We start from the raw sequence: 15,337 nt of genomic DNA, 5'->3' as shown, positions 1-15,337 counted from the left end.
ATGTGAGCAAAGCAATGTTGGGGTGGGATATCTCATTAAGATGATATCCTCCATTCCAAATGTACAAGGAAAAATAAGATGGATGACTGAAAAGGGTGTAATTGTGATTGAGCGTGTGAATGAAGGATTAATTCTAGTTCGTACATTCATCGCGCGATTCAAATATAAAGGCAAGAGATATCGTAAGGGATGTACAACATTTTAATACATAGAAGTCCAAGAAAGAACTGTTTCATCAAAATATGAGGAGATGGGCAATTGACTAAGGAGCTATTAGGCAGTATTGAGCTGAATCGCATTTATCAAATGGATTGTTTAGAGGGAATGAAATTAATTCCTGATGTTAGCGTGGATATGATACTGTGTGATTTACCTTATGGGACGACTCAAAACAAATGGGATAGTATTATCGATCTAGAAAGATTATGGATTCAATATGAAAGAATTATAAAAGATGACGGAGCTATTGTTTTAACAGCTCAGACACCATTTGATAAGGTACTTGGATCAAGCAATTTAAAACTTCTAAAATACGAGTGGATATGGGAAAAGAATAAGGCAACTGGTCATTTAAACGCTAAGAAGATGCCTATGAAGGCTCATGAAAATGTACTAGTCTTTTATAAGAATTTACCAATCTACAACCCTCAAGGATTAGTAGAAAAAGATAAGCCCACAATTAATAAAGGGGATCGTGGAAAGAAATCTGAAGGGGCTGGCGGTACTAACTACGGAAAGTCTGATAAAGATGCGATTCAGACACATACGGGCTACCCTAGAAGTGTACAAAGATTTGGGGTCGATATGAAGCCAATACACCCTACACAGAAGCCATTAGAACTCTTTGAATTCCTAATGTTAACTTACACAAATGAAAACTCAATCATACTAGATAATTGCATGGGATCAGGAACAACAGCGGTAGCAGCATTAAAAAACAATCGTAGATTTATTGGATTTGAAACAGAAAGTAAATACATAGAGTTGGCTAATCAAAGAATTGAGAGCACATATGATGAACTGGTTGATATCTGTTTTTAGAAAAATCTTAAGCGAAGGAGGATTTTTATGGCATTAGTTCCTTGGTGTAAATCGTCATATAAAAGATCATTTCTTGAACAAAAGAAAAAAGAACTAGAAGAGTCTGGTGAATATTCAAGAGTAGAGATTTTAGGTGGTAAATTATACATTGAGAGAGTATGTGCGAAATGTTCACAGGCTATAGATGGATACGTGTGTTGGAGTTGTAATTAAAAAAAGACATTCGAAATACTTTTGGAATGGATTTTTTAGACCCTATTTCCTTATAAAATACAAGTTTCAAGATAAGTGAGGTAGAGGTTATTGAGCGAAGAAAAGCTTGAAGATTATGAAGCAATGGACATTTGCGAAGATTGTAACTTTGAACACTTCTGTAGAACCGCAAATCTACTTTCCTGCAAAGGGAATGACTTTGTCCCTAAAAGTGATCGCGACAAATAAAATAGTGGCTTTATCAACTTTTGTGAGGAGGGATAAACTTATTAAAGAATGTAGTATCTGCAATGAATTAAAACTACTAGATGAATTTTATAGTCGACAAAAATTTAACTCAAAAGGAATAGCCTATACCTATTATCAGCCATATTGTATACTCTGTACCATTAAAAAGACTAAAAAATGGGCTGAAGATAATTATGAACGTCATTTGAAAAATGTGAGAGCTGGTGATGAACGGAACAAAGACAGAAGAAGAGTCCAGTTTAAAGAAAATACCAGAAGAAAGAGATCTAGAGGGTATTATGAAAATTGGTACAAAAATAATCCCGACAAACAGAAATCTTATAGGAAAAATAAAAAAATACATGAAATTACAGATGAAGAATGGGAAAACTGCAAGAAACATTTCAATTTCGAATGTGCTTACTGCGGCTTGCCCAAAGACAAACATTTAATTGAAGTTAAAAAAGTTTTCAAGTTATACGATTTTAGTAAAGAGCATGTTAATCCGAATGGAACAAACGATCTTTCAAATTGTATTCCTAGTTGCAGGCTCTGTAATAGTGAAAAACACAATAAAACGTTAACTGAGTGGTATAACGAGAAAAATGAAAAGTTTAGTCAAGTACGAATACATAAAATACTCAAATGGATTAGTGACGATTTTAAACAATTCATAGCAACAAGAGACGATACTTTTGTTAAGAAATGAGTGAGAAAAATCAAATCAACACTATTGATATTAAAGTTTATGTTCCTATGGCTGGTATTTGGATTCACATTTTATTATTTAGCTCAGTTTATATTCTTACTAAAACCTTACACGGAAATCGGGAAGATCATTGGAATAGCTTTGACTCAGTTGATGGCTCCAGCAGGTGCACTAATGGTACTACACATTCCGTTTTTTAAATCCAAGGGAGGTAAATGAAAAAATGGATGAAACAATCAATAAAATGAACCTCGCAATGAAATCTACAAGAGATTCATCTCAAGTTATTGGAGAAGCATTGAAAAGTATCCTGAAGAGATTGAATGAAGGAGGTAAATAAATGTTTCCTGAGCTTAGCTACCTAGATATCACAAATAGACTTGAAGTTTTACGAACACAACAACGAAAAACCAACATTGAAATTGCAATGCTTGAAGAGATGAAGAGTCGTAAGCTGTCTGAAGAATTTATTAAATGGAATTTGTATCAAAGTAGAAAGAAAGATATTTATGATCCTTACCCAACTGTACGATTCTAGAAGGGAGAAATACATAAATGGAAGCACTAATTGAAAAGATCATTGAAGATATTGAAGTATCACTTAATTACTACAAGGATACAGATCCAATTGCTCATGAAGGTGAAATTCTTGGGCTACGGGAAGCATTAGATATTATTCACGATCAGTACGAAACTAGCAAACTATACACAGGGGAGAATTGAAAATATGTTGATTATTGATTTGGAGAACGAAGAAAAGACATTTACGGAGGTAGACGAGGCAGTGGAATTTTGCGAGAAAGAGTTTGGCTATAAGGGTTTTATGTGGGATGCGGTTAAACGTAGATGTAATTTAAATCAACTTTGTGAGTTGCTTCGTGCAGACGAAATTCATGCCTGGATTCATCCATAAAATAATAGGAGTGATTTAGATTTATGATGATTTTTCTATCAATTTTATTCTTTGCTATAAACCTGTACACCGTCTTTAAGGGCTCCATATTCTCAGAGACAGGTAAGAAATTGAAGCTATTAGAGATTTCTGAAATAGAAGGAAAAAGAACAAACAGTGAATATAATAGTAAGTTACTTGATAGCTTTATGAAGGATGGTTGCTTACCGCTAATGATTGCATTAGTACTGACTGTTATTGAAGCAATTTATTTGGTTGCTGCCATTGGATTTGATCCGATTAAGATTCCAACACTACTTGCAATTCTACTCTTCATTTTTATGTGGATTCACTCTTCATTAAAGAAAAAAGCTAAAGATATGACCGATTCAGAACTTGTTACTGAAAAGATGAAAGTACTAAGTAATAAAAATGTGACACTTAATAGTACACTAACAGCAATGATCTGGACAACATATTTTGGGTATATGATTTACAATTTAGCATTCTAAGTGAAAGATATATTTGACTGAGAAAGGGAGAGTAACGAATGAATGAAAACTCTGTAGATCGAAAAAATCAGACTGTTACCAGCAAACCACCTAAAGAATTTAGAGCAGAATACAATGCTGTAAAGAACTACATGCATAATGAATTAGGAATCACTAAAGATGATATCCTCCAAATCATTAAAGAAACTGTCCAAACAGAGATAAGTAAGGTTAACAAGATTGCTTATATTGAACGAACAATTGAAGATGTTGTTAAGCAAGAAATTTACGGCTCATTTAGAAGTGATTATTGGTCAAAAGATGCTTTCAAGCAACGAGTATCTAAAGTATTGACTGACAACTTGACCGACATTGTTGCAAATCAACTATCTATTAGTGTTGAAGTCAATAAAGAAAGTTGATAAATGTGAGATTTCATCAGGAAATGAGTGATTAGATTGAGATTTATGAGATTGTTGATCAAAACGGTGTCGAGGTTCCAGATTGCATCATTGTTAAGACTAAACAAGATGGTTATGACATTTATGAAACGGCAGAAGATTATGCTGCTGGCTTAGATATTATTCCAAAAGAGTCAAAGGTATTGTGATATTATTCTTAAATTCAACTAAAGATAAATCTACTTAAGAGATGAGCTGAGGATATGAGTTTAAGTAAAACAATGAAATACATAGAAGAAAATAAAGATGAATACTTAGCTCAACTACTGAAAGGAGAAAAATCTATGGGACTGACACCAGAACGCCTAAGAGAAATTACTGATGCATATTACTCAGATGATGATTCGTTTAAAGAAGGAATGATTGTGGAACTGATCAACGGAATCAATGTCCTTCGTGAAGGATTTGAGTGGATCAAATATGGTGAGAACGATTTCTACAATCAAGTTTCCGAAACAGAGTTAGGTGAAATTAGAAGGTTAGATCCTACCCTAAAACCTTGGGCTAATCAAATTCAGGTTATCTTTTCAACTGTTAATGAATCTTTGAACCCCCGATATTGATATAAGCGCCCAATGGGAAAGGAGGACAATTAACTGAATTGTGTGAGTGGTTTAATATTGGCATGGTTCTTATCACTGTTTGGATTTGATGCAATATGCGTAACTGGCTTAGAAGAACTATTCGGTCTCACTATTACCGTCTCAGGATATTATGTAATTTTCTTTTTGGTGGGACTGTTGTTTGATTTGTCAAGTTTAGTGAGATCCAAATGAAAGGCGTATTTCAAAGGGAAAGGAGAATGATCAATGTCTTTTTATAAACAAGTCAAATATCATGAGAAAGAAGCTAAAAGATATCGTGAATTAGCTGAAATTGAAAATGAATCCAAGAAGCAGATTAGTATTGGTGTATACATTTTTGACAGAGAAGCGGGTAAAGTGGCAAGAGTAAGTGGATTAGAAAAAGGGTCTATAGATTTTTCTGCTGACAATTTAGATGGAAGCTACAGTAGGGGTTATCATTACGTAGTTAATAATTGGAGATTGGCTACTGTAAACGAAATAGATAAAGCGATCGATAATCCGCTCCACACAATGAACTAAAAGGCATATATCTCACAAGGAGGAGAGTAGTTGAATCACTTAGAGTTCAGATCGAAGGCTAAGATTGGTGATGTAGTTTGGATTTGTGATTATCGTTATAATGATGTCGACAACAAGGCAATTCGCCATATTCCACCTAAAAAAGTTGTAGTTATCAGCAACGAAGACTTACCAAAAAATAAAAAAGTCTATTATTCTGATTTTCACTTTCGAGAGGTCAAAGGTAATGAAAAACTGTCGAGCGCAGTTATTGCTCCATATGACAACACTGGTTACAGAGCATATGCAGGTGTGTCCCTCAGCATTTTCCGCACGAAAGAAGGATGTGTGAATCACTACCTAAAACAATGCTTGGATAATTTGAAGCAGTTTGAAGAGGCAAAAGTCAAGAAAAATACATACTACAATACAAAGATTGACGAGATTAATCAAGAGATTACTGAGTTACTGTAAAACAATTCAAGGAGATGTTTATATGGATCTTGCTGAAGCACTGAGAAATAAGATTGAGACATTGCAAGAGTATATCGATGACATCAATAAGGACATTGAAGAAGACTACAACCCTGAAGACTGGTCAGGAGGCAACTTTGATGATTGCTATGAGATGGGATGTAGTCATGGAAGGAAATTTGGTCGAATGACTGCCTATCATGAGATTTTAGCTTTACTTGAGTCAGAAAAGTATTGATATATAAGGGTTTTTAGAGGATGAAATGTTAATGAAAGTCAAATTTTATCTCCATTTTACTCGTAACGAAATAGACAATCAAATGGTATCTATTATTTACTTTAACCTATATTCAACCCATTCCTTACTAATTGGATCTTGAATAAACAAACTAACACCATTTTCACTTTCCGCTTTAAATATTTCTAAGTTACTTTCTACTCCATCGTCTGCATCAGTTTTTTCATTTGTTGAAATGAGAGAATCATCAACAGAAACATCTGTTTTGTAAAATTCGTACTTTTTGCCTTCAAAATTAATCCAGGATACTGGGTCATCTCCTTTGGGTAGATTATTTGCAGAATGATTTGAACAGCCACTCAAGAGAAGCATGAGAATTAAAATAATTACAAATTTATTGTTCATTGATTTCACCTCAGAGAAATTGTGCCATAAGTTGACAACACCTATGGCACAATTAAGATTATTTAGTTAAAAGTTGTTCCGTACCAAAGTTTTCGCAGAGCTAATTCATTGAAGTGAGCAGTATGCCAAGTGGTAGTACTATACATTGTATTATAATTCATAATGCAGATTGGTGTGGAGGCTGCTGTATCATGGTCCAAACCATAATTATGCGAGACCTCATGTTGTAAAGCGCGCGTTGTTCCCGATAATGATTGGTTGCTTACCACACTATAGCCTGCATATGGGGGCTTACTGGAGTACATATATGCGAGCCCACCAATAAAATCACCGTTTACTCCATAAAAGTCCGACTCACCTGTAAAACCGATAACTAAATCATAGGAATCTTTTCCGTCACCCTTTAAATGACTTAGTAACTCTGAAGCATTTTTTCCTTCTGAGAACCAATACTTATATGCAGATATATTAAGATCTATGTTAAATTTTTCGTTAAAAGGATCATCTGCACTTTCAACTATATTGGATACCCTTGTTTGCCAATCGCTGTGGGCGCTTCTATATTCTTCGTCCACAGCAACAAGAACGTTTACGAGCTTACCTGTTTGAAGTAGAGAAGTTTTTGATTCAGCACCAGTGTTTTTTTCAATTGTATATTCATTCAACAAGTTTCCATTTTCATCATAGACAGGGATTGTGGTTGATCTTTCAATGGTGGGATTGAGTTCTTCTTCTTTAATGAACTTATTTTGGATGGGTTCAGCTGGAGTATCGCCCGAAACTTTTGCATGGTTTAGATAGAATAGGGCAACATCATCATTGTTTGCAGCCTCGGCTGAGCCAAAAGACGCAAAAGATAGAGAACTGAAAAGAGCAATAGACAATACAAGAGAGGTTTTTGCTAGTTTGAACAACAGTAATACACTCCTTTTATAGTTAATATTTCTATCAATGTAAGTATATTTCTTAATCCCATTGTTCACATGGTCCAAAAGTACGATTTATTGAAAATAATGTAAAATATAGAATTTAAAATAAGTGGTTCGAGTAAGTTTGATCAAAAAGCAGCTTATAGAGCAAAAGAGTATGGATTTGTAATTCAACCTCTACAGTAGACTCTGTAAAATGTACCTTTTATTTAAAGTAGGTTAGAGACAAATAGAACTGGAATAAAAATCAGTTGAGGAGATGGACATTATAGCTAAATATGGACAACAAGTATGGGGATCTGTAGACATTAATAAGCAGGTCACAATTAATACTAGCAACAATATCTTTACATTCAGTGTGGATGGTACTCCGTATACGCTTACCCTACCTACTGGGACATATAAAACGATTAGGGAAAAGCATGAGTCAGAACTTATTCAGGCAATCGCAACAGCAGCTTCATCACAGAATATTCCCGTACAGTTTAAATTGGGTGGTATGCATTATGATGAGAAATATAACGTGTTGATTATTGAGCACACAGACAAAGAAAATGAGCATGTATTGGATAACTTTACCGGAAGCGCAAATGATACGTTATTTGGTAATATTAAATTTAACCTATCACCGCGAGATTAATATTTTAAGAGTGAAAATACATATTGACTAAACTAGTGTGTTGGATTAAACTGATAATACAAACAACAAGAAGAGGTGTTGAAGATGAATAGAAATAGTAAGCTTCAGAATTCGCTAGATAAGTTAAACAAAAGTTTGGAAGCTCTAAATATGGCTATTGATCGACAACATCTCAAAACAAACAGTATGGAAGAATCAGTTAAAGAGTATTTTGAAGTGAAGAACTACTTAGAAAGACAAAAAATGAAGCAAGTGGGGAGGAAAAAGAAGTTCAAAGACTAAATGAAGCAACATTAAGTTTATCGAGAGTGTTGATTGAATGTTTCAATGAAGATGTCGACACAGATAATGAAGCTAAGTTACATGAAGATAGTTATGTAACCAAGAAGTTGAAGCAGCATATAGGAAGAGAGCAGTTTAAGAAATATGACAAGTACGGAGAAGAGGTGTGGAATAACGCTTGGAATGAGTTTAGCCGAGTAGTGTTTCACACCAGAGATAGAAAGTGATTAATTCAAGGAGGTGATGATAATGCAGTTTAGAGTTGTACTAGATCGTGATTATGGAGAAGAACAGACAGAAGAGGTTGATTTTTGGGTCAATGTAGACGAGGAAGATTGTTACGAAATGGCGGGAGAGAATCCAGTTAGCATCAGTGAAATGAAGATGGTAGCCGTGGAATATGCAATGAACCGATTCTTTAAACAAAACTATACGATGAGTGTAGGGGATAGGGTTACGGTAGTAGAGGTTGAAGAGAAATACGTCTAAATAATACATATTATTATAATAAAATAATTCTTTTACACAGATATATACATTTGAAAGTGAGGATTTTAATGCCCCGATTAGTAAACAAACCGAATAACAGACAACTAGCGTTTGACGAAAACAGAATCAATACATATTCAGATAGAGTTTTAAGTGGCTTTGAGTTAGACAAGGGAAAGTTGGTCAAAGGTGTTAATAGTAAGCTAAGACGTGACGAGGTCACAGCGGAAGAGATTAGCGAAGCATTCTCAATGACTGCGCTTGACTTGATCACAAAGGAAGAACCCAACTGGAAATTTGTTGCTGCTAGAGGATTGCTGACAAAACTCTATAAAAAGGCTGCAAACAATCGGAAGTATAAGTCCTATGTGGATGAGCCATATGGTTCATTCTATCCTCTAATTCAAACTTTAGTTGAAAAAGGAATCTTCAGAGAAGAACTTCTCACCTGTTATACAAAAGAACAGATTGAAGAATTGGGAGATTACATTAACCCTGAGCATGATCTGCTGTTCGATTATATCGGATTGCTTACCCTAACAGAACGTTATCTTACTCATGACTTTGATGGGAAACTAATGGAATTGCCACAGCAAAGATACATGGTTATTGCTATGTACTTAATGCATCAAGAACCTGAAGACCAACGTATGGATCTAGTCAAAGAAGCTTATTGGGCTATGAGTAATCTATATATGACGGCTGCTACACCTACACTATCCAATGCTGGTAAAAAGGTTGCTGGTCAATTGTCTAGTTGTTTTATTGACACAGTAGATGATTCACTGGAGGGTATCTTTGACTCTAATACAGATGTAGCACGACTTAGTAAAACTGGTGGAGGAATTGGAGTTTATCTAGGCAAAGTTCGAGCTAGAGGATCTGATATTCGTGGTCACAAAAACACCAGTTCAGGGGTAGTACCTTGGATTCGCCAACTAAATAATACAGCAGTCAGCGTAGATCAACTTGGAACACGTAAAGGTGCTGTAGCGGTTTACTTGGATGTATTCCATCGTGACATTTTAGCTTTTCTTGATCTGAAACTCAATAATGGCGATGAACGAATGAGAGCACACGACATCTTCCATGGTGTCTGCCTTCCTGATTTGTTCATGGAAAGAGTTGAGAGTCGAGGAGAATGGAGTCTGTTCTGTCCACATGAAGTAAAGTCTATTATGGGTTGGAAAGATAGCGATGGACGATCACTTGGATTGGAAGACTTCTATGACGAGGAATTGGGCAGAGGAACCTTCAGAGAAAAATATGAAGAAGCAGTAAATCATCCTTTACTACAGAGAATCACTGTTCAGTCAATTGATATTATGAAGCGTGTGATGAAATCTCAATTAGAGACTGGAACACCATATATGTTCTATCGTGATACAGTGAATCGCGCAAACACTAACAGTGTACATGGAATGATATTTTCCTCGAATCTTTGTACAGAGATTATGCAGAATCAATCCCCTACTGTAGTTGAAAAAGAAGAGTTGGTAACTAAAGACGGTCAAACGCGTATCATTATCTCCAAAATTCCCGGCGACTTTGTAGTATGTAATCTCAACTCCATTAACTTGTCTAAAGCAGTACCAGATAATGTTCTTGAGCGACTTGTTCCAATACAAACTCGAATGTTGGATAATGTGATCGATATTAACAATATTGATGTACTACAAGCGCAATATACAAATGCACAGTATAGAGCTATTGGATTAGGAACATTCGGACTACATCATTTGCTTGCTCTTGAGGGTATTCGTTGGGAGTCTGAAGAAGCTGTCACATATAACGATAATCTATATGAAAAAATTAACTACTTGCTCGTAAAAGCCAGTATGGAACTGTCCAAAGAAAAAGGACATTATCCAAAATTCAAAGGGTCTGATTGGGATACGGGAGAGTATTTCGTTAAACGTGAATATGTATCGGGGAATCGAGAAGGTAAATATGTAACTACTGAACAATGGATAGAATTGCAGACTGAGGTACGAGAAAACGGAGTTCGTAATGCTTGGATGTTTGCTATAGCGCCTAACGGATCTACTTCGATTATTGCTGGCTCAACTGCAAGTATCGATCCGCTATATGAATTGATCTCCTATGAAGAAAAAACTACTTACAAAATTGCAAATCCTGCACCAGATTTAAACGAGAAAACAATTTGGTATTATAAGACTTCATTTAAGGTTGATCAACACGCCTCAATTAATATGGCTGGAGCTCGTCAACGTCACGTCGACCAAGGTCAAAGTTTTAATTTTTATGTTCGTCCAGACATCAAAGCTACAGAGTTTCTAGAGTTACATCTTCATGCTTGGAGAGCTGGTATGAAATCGACCTATTATGTACGAAGTCGTGCATTAATTATTGATGAATGTGACTCTTGTTCTAGTTAAATATAAGGAGAATATATAATTGAAAATTCAGAAAATCTTCAACACAGAAGCACCAAATAAATCAACACGTATTATTGAGGGAGAAAATTCGGGTATCCTTAACTGGAACGATATCCGAATGCCTCATATGTATAAGCTATACAAAGTGTTGCTACTCAATCATTGGATTGCAGATGAGATCCCAATGTCTAAAGACGCTTCCCAGTTCACTCAACTTAGCAAAGTGGAGCAAGACACATTCAAAATTAATATTTCACTACTTGCGGTATTGGACTCAATGCAAACAATGTTTGTTGGTGATGTAAAAAGGTATTTCACAGATTCATCATTAGAAGCAATTTCTGCAATCATTGGGCAACAAGAAGTAGTACATAACCAGTCATACTCCTATGTGCTTTCCTCAATTGTATCTGATCAAGAGCAGAAAGAGATCTTTGAGTATTGGAAACATGACCCTGTATTGCTTGAGCGTAATCAATTCATCTCAGATATTTATCAAGGATTTCGTGACAATCCTAATCCTCAAACATTTTTTAAGTCAATGGTTGCCGATTTAATTCTTGAAGGCATCTTCTTCTACAGTACATTTGCTTTCTTCTACAATCTGGCGCGCGATCAAAAAATGATGGCTACAAGTCAGATGGTATCCTATATACAAAGAGATGAGAATCAGCATTGTTACTTCTTCGCGGAAGTGTACAAACAGTTGCTGGTGGACTTCCCTGAACTGAATACACCTGAGAACATGGAGTATGTCTATAACACGATTGATCAAGCGGTTAAACTTGAAACCAATTGGGGTCATTACACCCTCAAAGACATTCAGAGTATTGATCTAGATGAGTTGAGCGATTACATCAAATACACTGCAAATAAACGTCTGAAGTTGATGGGTATGGAGAAGTTATATGAAGGTGTAGATGTGAACTGTATGCCTTGGATTAAACCGTTCTCTGATGAAGCTTTGAACTCTACGAAGACAGATTTCTTCGAGGCTAAATCACGTAACTATGGTAAGGTTGGCGATGATAACGGATTTGATGATCTTTAAAAAATATAGCTAAGAGGGGCAATGAAATACATATGACAGTATTAAATAGACAGAAAACAAACTTTGAAAAAGTAAGGGAATTTCAGAAAGCATTTAATTGTCCCGCACCAGAAGAACCTACAGCACTGGATGATAAGTTGGTCACTAATAGAGCAAATTTTATCATGGAAGAAGTAGTTGAGTTGCTCTATGCATCGTCTAACGGCAACAAATTAAAGTTCAATGAATTTGTGCATAACCTTATTAAATCAATTTACGATACATATGATAAGCAATTAACCAAACCCTTTCCTGAAGATCGTTTAATTGGTCAGATTGATGCGCTAATTGACATTAAATATTTTGCTGAAGGTGGACTTGTTGAAGCATCGGTTATTCCAGACAAAATTTTTGATATTGTGCATAATGCAAACATGCAAAAAATTTTCCCAGATGGAAAACCACATTATAATGAGGTTGGTAAAGTAATTAAGCCTGATCGATGGGAAGCGCCAGAACCGAAGATTGAAGAAGAAATTAAACGTCAGATTGAACTTGGAGCATCGCGATTTATCTAATACATATGGGCGGTGGTTAATCCACTGCCTTTTAATTTGAATTTTAAAGGAGATATATATGAATATTAAACTAATTGCTCACACACAGCTTTCTCATGAATTTTGCGATACTATTTCTAGTGATATCTTGAAGCTAATTGGTGATGATGTAATCAAAGATAGTCAAGTTGTAGCCTTAACAGCTATTCGTACATGCTATAGTCCAAACAAACCATCGGAAATTGTTGACATTGAAGGTGAAAAATATTTTAAAAACAAGGCAACAGATGGATTGGGTGGAACCGAAGCTGATAGGTTGTTTAGACACATTACTGGCTCAGGTCACACCTCTACACTTGAACACATCAGTTATACTTTTTCTGTAGAAGGAGTCAGCAGAGCACTGCTGGCACAACTAACTCGTCACCGTCATCTCTCCTTTAGTGTTCAAAGTCAGCGCTATGTACGAATGGGATCGGACGATAAAATTGGTGGATTTGAATTTGTTAGCCCTCCTAGTTTAAGCGGAAAGATTGCTCCAACTAATGACGAACACGAAGTATATGTAAATTGTTCGGCTGCGGATTTATTTGAGGAAGCAATGCAGGATGCTCAATATACATATGACCGACTACGAAAAGCAGGAGTACCAGCAGAAGATGCAAGAATGGTACTGCCTAACGCCGCTGCTACGAACATTGTATTGACTGGTAATCTGCGCACTATACTTGAGTTTTACAACAAACGTAAGCATGGCAAAGGTGCTCAGTGGGAAGTTGCTGATTTAGCTGAGGGAATTAAGGATTCAATCTTATCAGTAGACTCATGGCTAAATAAATATTTTGATTATTAAGAATAAAGATATGTACAAACAATATAATATGTGATAAGATGAGTACAGGTTAAAAACCTGTACTTTTTCTTATTTAAGGAGATGTGATATGAGAGGAGAATTGATCAGTATAAATGAAAGTATTGCTGCTACTGCCAACAGTGTTACTAGTTGTAATTATCAGAAACCACAGACATTGGGTCACGCATGAGAAAATTAAAGATATCGTCACTTTGAATTTTTGGAGACACGCTCTTTATGCTACAGCATTATCATTTATAGGATTTAACATTATAGCGTCTTTGGCAAGTTCAAATGATACTGCTACAACAATTATTAGTTTGCCAATTGTTTATGTCTACAGTATATTGTTTAGTCCTTTAATTGAGGAGCTAATATGTAGAAAATTTATGTTTGGATGGTTAGATAAAAGATTTGGGTTCATAATTGCAGCTCTAACTAGTTCATTGATCTTTGCGATTCCTCACTTTAATTTTTCCTTATCTTTAGGGTATATTTGGCTGGGACTTGTATGGTCGTGGCATTATAAGAAAAGTGAAAATATCTTAGTAACAATAGTGAGCCATTCAATTTATAATTACATAACAATCTTATTGATGTCGATGGGAGGATAGTAAATACATATGATCGACAAATTGATTCAATATCTGTTTTGGAGTAAAGCGTTTGAAGGAATCAGAGAGGCACACAAAAACATGTGCTATGAATTAGGTAGATATGATGAAGAACAAGAATACTGTTATACATACATAGATGAAAAGTATCAAAAATAATAAAAATAAGAGGTAAAATACATATGAAAATTAAAAATAATGTTGTTGAGAAGTATGCAGAACTCTGTCCTTTGAGTTACATGAAATGTGATTCATTCAGTGAAGTGGAGTACAAAATCGAAAGAAGTATTGTGCTGGGACAAACGATCAAGAGAACTGAAAAAGAGAGGCACGTTCAATATTACCATAACTGTTTCATTATTCAGAACAATACTGTAGTGGATATGTACAAGGACTTGAGTAAATGTGTTGATATAAGGAAATCGGTAAAAAATGCCTATGATTGGAAAGCTGGAAAAGCAATCATTTAAATGAAAGCCGTCTTTTATCAGAATTAATAATACATATAACAAGGGGTTGTTAGCAATGTGCTTGGCAGTTAAATACGGAAATGTTCTTATTGAAACCATCAATAAAATGAAAGAAGATTATGAGTCCTTAATAGCGCTACAGTCTGAATATGATAAAAAAGTGTCAAATATTTATCATGATATTGAGACGAATTATTTTAACGCTTCCGCAGGATTTAAGAAATATAAGGAACTTCAAAAAGTTTTAAGAGAGAGAAGAGTTATTAAACATGAATTAGCAAAAATTCAGCGTTTACATCAATCTTTAAGTGCTACGCAAATGGAAAGCAAAATAAGCAAAATTGTAAAGAATGTTGGAAGAATTGATGACGAAAATGAGTCCTATCGAGATGGATGGGGGATTAGAGTCGAAGAAATTCTTGTCTAAAATACATATAAAAGCGAATGAAATTATCAAAAATGAGGAGATATAACTGATATGAACTTACTGCAAGCAGCTCAGTACAGTGCAAATGGATTCACGGTGAGATCGAATCAAGGGAAGAGATATTCTCCAGAGAAACTTAACGTCAAATGGATCGGAGTACACTATGCTTCAATGAATAACAACGGGATGACAGATGAAGAACGTAAGGGTGAATGGGAAGCAGTGATTAGTTTAAGCAACAAGTCAAAGAAAATCTAAAGTCATAAGGAGAGAGAAGTATGAGGACGGTGTTTGGTGGTAAGGGTCAAATGAAAAGTAAGGATTGGATTTTTCTAAGAAAACACAAGTCTATTCATGGTTGCTCTCGAAAGACTAAAAAGAGAGTAAGATGTTCAGCGAAATTACTACGA

General features: G+C 35.3%; 25 protein-coding genes. 23 read left to right on the top strand and 2 right to left on the bottom strand.

Features of this window, described 5'->3' with window-relative positions:
* Positions 1–258 precede the first annotated feature (258 nt).
* From CS562_RS13940 to CS562_RS13885, 12 genes are all read left to right on the top strand, one after another.
* Positions 259–1,041, top strand: coding sequence for a DNA-methyltransferase (locus CS562_RS13940; RefSeq protein WP_257219483.1), 783 nt, complete (start codon positions 259–261; stop codon positions 1,039–1,041).
* Between the two features lie 27 nt (positions 1,042–1,068).
* Positions 1,069–1,254, top strand: a complete 186-nt coding sequence (locus tag CS562_RS13935) for a hypothetical protein (RefSeq protein WP_099856434.1) — start codon at positions 1,069–1,071, stop codon at positions 1,252–1,254.
* Between the two features lie 115 nt (positions 1,255–1,369).
* Positions 1,370–2,191, top strand: coding sequence for an HNH endonuclease (locus CS562_RS13930; protein ID WP_099856432.1), 822 nt, complete (start codon positions 1,370–1,372; stop codon positions 2,189–2,191).
* 340 nt (positions 2,192–2,531) lie between these two features.
* Complete coding sequence (locus tag CS562_RS13920) at positions 2,532–2,729, top strand: hypothetical protein (RefSeq protein ID WP_099856428.1); 198 nt, start codon at positions 2,532–2,534, stop codon at positions 2,727–2,729.
* Between the two features lie 17 nt (positions 2,730–2,746).
* Positions 2,747–2,914: a hypothetical protein gene (locus tag CS562_RS32915; RefSeq protein WP_180287125.1), complete on the top strand. Its 168-nt coding sequence runs from the start codon at positions 2,747–2,749 to the stop codon at positions 2,912–2,914.
* Between the two features lie 4 nt (positions 2,915–2,918).
* Positions 2,919–3,104, top strand: a complete 186-nt coding sequence (locus CS562_RS13915; protein WP_099856426.1) for a hypothetical protein — start codon at positions 2,919–2,921, stop codon at positions 3,102–3,104.
* A 23-nt stretch (positions 3,105–3,127) separates the two neighbouring features.
* Positions 3,128–3,595: a hypothetical protein gene (locus CS562_RS13910; RefSeq protein WP_099856424.1), complete on the top strand. Its 468-nt coding sequence runs from the start codon at positions 3,128–3,130 to the stop codon at positions 3,593–3,595.
* A gap of 38 nt (positions 3,596–3,633) precedes the next feature.
* A complete protein-coding gene (locus CS562_RS13905; RefSeq protein WP_099856422.1) occupies positions 3,634–3,996 on the top strand; it encodes a hypothetical protein in 363 nt (120 codons plus the stop codon).
* Positions 3,997–4,238: 242 nt separating this feature from the next.
* A complete protein-coding gene (locus CS562_RS13900) occupies positions 4,239–4,598 on the top strand; it encodes a hypothetical protein (RefSeq protein ID WP_125477276.1) in 360 nt (119 codons plus the stop codon).
* A gap of 246 nt (positions 4,599–4,844) precedes the next feature.
* The gene (locus CS562_RS13895; protein WP_099856419.1) at positions 4,845–5,141 is read left to right on the top strand and encodes a hypothetical protein; all 297 of its coding nucleotides are present in this window, start codon (positions 4,845–4,847) and stop codon (positions 5,139–5,141) included.
* Between the two features lie 30 nt (positions 5,142–5,171).
* Positions 5,172–5,594, top strand: coding sequence for a hypothetical protein (locus tag CS562_RS13890; RefSeq protein ID WP_099856417.1), 423 nt, complete (start codon positions 5,172–5,174; stop codon positions 5,592–5,594).
* A gap of 22 nt (positions 5,595–5,616) precedes the next feature.
* Positions 5,617–5,832, top strand: coding sequence for a hypothetical protein (locus tag CS562_RS13885; RefSeq protein ID WP_099856415.1), 216 nt, complete (start codon positions 5,617–5,619; stop codon positions 5,830–5,832).
* Positions 5,833–5,928: 96 nt separating this feature from the next.
* Here CS562_RS13885 and CS562_RS13880 read toward each other — a convergent pair whose 3' ends face one another.
* Both CS562_RS13880 and CS562_RS13875 read right to left on the bottom strand, forming a co-directional pair.
* Positions 5,929–6,237 carry a hypothetical protein gene (locus CS562_RS13880; RefSeq protein ID WP_099856413.1) on the bottom strand — a complete coding sequence of 103 codons (309 nt, stop codon included), beginning with the start codon at positions 6,235–6,237 and terminating at the stop codon, positions 5,929–5,931.
* A 62-nt stretch (positions 6,238–6,299) separates the two neighbouring features.
* Positions 6,300–7,151, bottom strand: coding sequence for a M12 family metallo-peptidase (locus CS562_RS13875; protein WP_180287124.1), 852 nt, complete (start codon positions 7,149–7,151; stop codon positions 6,300–6,302).
* A gap of 274 nt (positions 7,152–7,425) precedes the next feature.
* Between CS562_RS13875 and CS562_RS13870 the strand changes: the two genes are divergently transcribed.
* From CS562_RS13870 to CS562_RS13815, 11 genes are all read left to right on the top strand, one after another.
* Positions 7,426–7,806 carry a hypothetical protein gene (locus CS562_RS13870; protein ID WP_099856409.1) on the top strand — a complete coding sequence of 127 codons (381 nt, stop codon included), beginning with the start codon at positions 7,426–7,428 and terminating at the stop codon, positions 7,804–7,806.
* Between the two features lie 84 nt (positions 7,807–7,890).
* The gene (locus CS562_RS13865; RefSeq protein WP_099856407.1) at positions 7,891–8,088 is read left to right on the top strand and encodes a hypothetical protein; all 198 of its coding nucleotides are present in this window, start codon (positions 7,891–7,893) and stop codon (positions 8,086–8,088) included.
* A gap of 249 nt (positions 8,089–8,337) precedes the next feature.
* Complete coding sequence (locus CS562_RS13855) at positions 8,338–8,577, top strand: hypothetical protein (RefSeq protein ID WP_099856403.1); 240 nt, start codon at positions 8,338–8,340, stop codon at positions 8,575–8,577.
* Positions 8,578–8,645: 68 nt separating this feature from the next.
* The gene (locus CS562_RS13850) at positions 8,646–10,976 is read left to right on the top strand and encodes a ribonucleoside-diphosphate reductase subunit alpha (protein WP_099856401.1); all 2,331 of its coding nucleotides are present in this window, start codon (positions 8,646–8,648) and stop codon (positions 10,974–10,976) included.
* A gap of 19 nt (positions 10,977–10,995) precedes the next feature.
* Positions 10,996–12,027 (top strand): ribonucleotide-diphosphate reductase subunit beta, encoded by a 1,032-nt coding sequence (locus tag CS562_RS13845; protein ID WP_099856399.1) that lies wholly within the window; start codon positions 10,996–10,998, stop codon positions 12,025–12,027.
* 32 nt (positions 12,028–12,059) lie between these two features.
* Positions 12,060–12,584 carry a pyrophosphohydrolase domain-containing protein gene (locus tag CS562_RS13840; RefSeq protein ID WP_099856397.1) on the top strand — a complete coding sequence of 175 codons (525 nt, stop codon included), beginning with the start codon at positions 12,060–12,062 and terminating at the stop codon, positions 12,582–12,584.
* Positions 12,585–12,642: 58 nt separating this feature from the next.
* Positions 12,643–13,416 (top strand): FAD-dependent thymidylate synthase, encoded by a 774-nt coding sequence (thyX, locus tag CS562_RS13835; protein ID WP_099856395.1) that lies wholly within the window; start codon positions 12,643–12,645, stop codon positions 13,414–13,416.
* A gap of 113 nt (positions 13,417–13,529) precedes the next feature.
* Positions 13,530–14,030: a CPBP family intramembrane glutamic endopeptidase gene (locus CS562_RS13830; RefSeq protein ID WP_099856393.1), complete on the top strand. Its 501-nt coding sequence runs from the start codon at positions 13,530–13,532 to the stop codon at positions 14,028–14,030.
* Between the two features lie 182 nt (positions 14,031–14,212).
* Positions 14,213–14,500, top strand: coding sequence for a hypothetical protein (locus tag CS562_RS13825; RefSeq protein ID WP_099856391.1), 288 nt, complete (start codon positions 14,213–14,215; stop codon positions 14,498–14,500).
* 55 nt (positions 14,501–14,555) lie between these two features.
* Positions 14,556–14,927, top strand: a complete 372-nt coding sequence (locus CS562_RS13820) for a hypothetical protein (RefSeq protein WP_099856389.1) — start codon at positions 14,556–14,558, stop codon at positions 14,925–14,927.
* A 51-nt stretch (positions 14,928–14,978) separates the two neighbouring features.
* On the top strand, positions 14,979–15,185 hold the full coding sequence (locus tag CS562_RS13815; RefSeq protein ID WP_099856387.1) for a hypothetical protein: 207 nt from the start codon (positions 14,979–14,981) through the stop codon (positions 15,183–15,185).
* The last annotated feature ends 152 nt before the right edge of the window (positions 15,186–15,337 follow it).

Origin of the sequence: Paenibacillus sp. LK1 (genome assembly GCF_002750415.1) — a bacterium.
GTDB classification, from domain to species: Bacteria; Bacillota; Bacilli; order Paenibacillales; family Paenibacillaceae; genus Paenibacillus; species Paenibacillus taichungensis.
The sequence above is the reverse complement of the archived record's forward strand: the minus strand, read 5'-3'. Positions and strand labels throughout refer to the sequence as shown.

Bases quoted from the DNA above. Each gene is read 5' to 3' on its own strand.
- CS562_RS13920 (WP_099856428.1), top strand. From the start codon at position 2,532: ATGTTTCCTGAGCTTAGCTACCTAGATATCACAAATAGACTTGAAGTT.
- CS562_RS13850 (WP_099856401.1), top strand. From the start codon at position 8,646: ATGCCCCGATTAGTAAACAAACCGAATAACAGACAACTAGCGTTTGAC.
- thyX (WP_099856395.1), top strand. From the start codon at position 12,643: ATGAATATTAAACTAATTGCTCACACACAGCTTTCTCATGAATTTTGC.
- CS562_RS13885 (WP_099856415.1), top strand. From the start codon at position 5,617: ATGGATCTTGCTGAAGCACTGAGAAATAAGATTGAGACATTGCAAGAG.
- CS562_RS13930 (WP_099856432.1), top strand. From the start codon at position 1,370: ATGAAGCAATGGACATTTGCGAAGATTGTAACTTTGAACACTTCTGTA.
- CS562_RS13840 (WP_099856397.1), top strand. From the start codon at position 12,060: ATGACAGTATTAAATAGACAGAAAACAAACTTTGAAAAAGTAAGGGAA.
- CS562_RS13915 (WP_099856426.1), top strand. From the start codon at position 2,919: ATGTTGATTATTGATTTGGAGAACGAAGAAAAGACATTTACGGAGGTA.
- CS562_RS13880 (WP_099856413.1), bottom strand. From the start codon at position 6,237: ATGAACAATAAATTTGTAATTATTTTAATTCTCATGCTTCTCTTGAGT.
- CS562_RS13935 (WP_099856434.1), top strand. From the start codon at position 1,069: ATGGCATTAGTTCCTTGGTGTAAATCGTCATATAAAAGATCATTTCTT.
- CS562_RS13855 (WP_099856403.1), top strand. From the start codon at position 8,338: ATGCAGTTTAGAGTTGTACTAGATCGTGATTATGGAGAAGAACAGACA.
- CS562_RS32915 (WP_180287125.1), top strand. From the start codon at position 2,747: ATGGAAGCACTAATTGAAAAGATCATTGAAGATATTGAAGTATCACTT.
- CS562_RS13825 (WP_099856391.1), top strand. From the start codon at position 14,213: ATGAAAATTAAAAATAATGTTGTTGAGAAGTATGCAGAACTCTGTCCT.
- CS562_RS13820 (WP_099856389.1), top strand. From the start codon at position 14,556: ATGTGCTTGGCAGTTAAATACGGAAATGTTCTTATTGAAACCATCAAT.
- CS562_RS13870 (WP_099856409.1), top strand. From the start codon at position 7,426: ATGGACATTATAGCTAAATATGGACAACAAGTATGGGGATCTGTAGAC.
- CS562_RS13830 (WP_099856393.1), top strand. From the start codon at position 13,530: ATGAAAGTATTGCTGCTACTGCCAACAGTGTTACTAGTTGTAATTATC.
- CS562_RS13815 (WP_099856387.1), top strand. From the start codon at position 14,979: ATGAACTTACTGCAAGCAGCTCAGTACAGTGCAAATGGATTCACGGTG.
- CS562_RS13905 (WP_099856422.1), top strand. From the start codon at position 3,634: ATGAATGAAAACTCTGTAGATCGAAAAAATCAGACTGTTACCAGCAAA.
- CS562_RS13865 (WP_099856407.1), top strand. From the start codon at position 7,891: ATGAATAGAAATAGTAAGCTTCAGAATTCGCTAGATAAGTTAAACAAA.
- CS562_RS13900 (WP_125477276.1), top strand. From the start codon at position 4,239: ATGAGTTTAAGTAAAACAATGAAATACATAGAAGAAAATAAAGATGAA.
- CS562_RS13895 (WP_099856419.1), top strand. From the start codon at position 4,845: ATGTCTTTTTATAAACAAGTCAAATATCATGAGAAAGAAGCTAAAAGA.
- CS562_RS13910 (WP_099856424.1), top strand. From the start codon at position 3,128: ATGATGATTTTTCTATCAATTTTATTCTTTGCTATAAACCTGTACACC.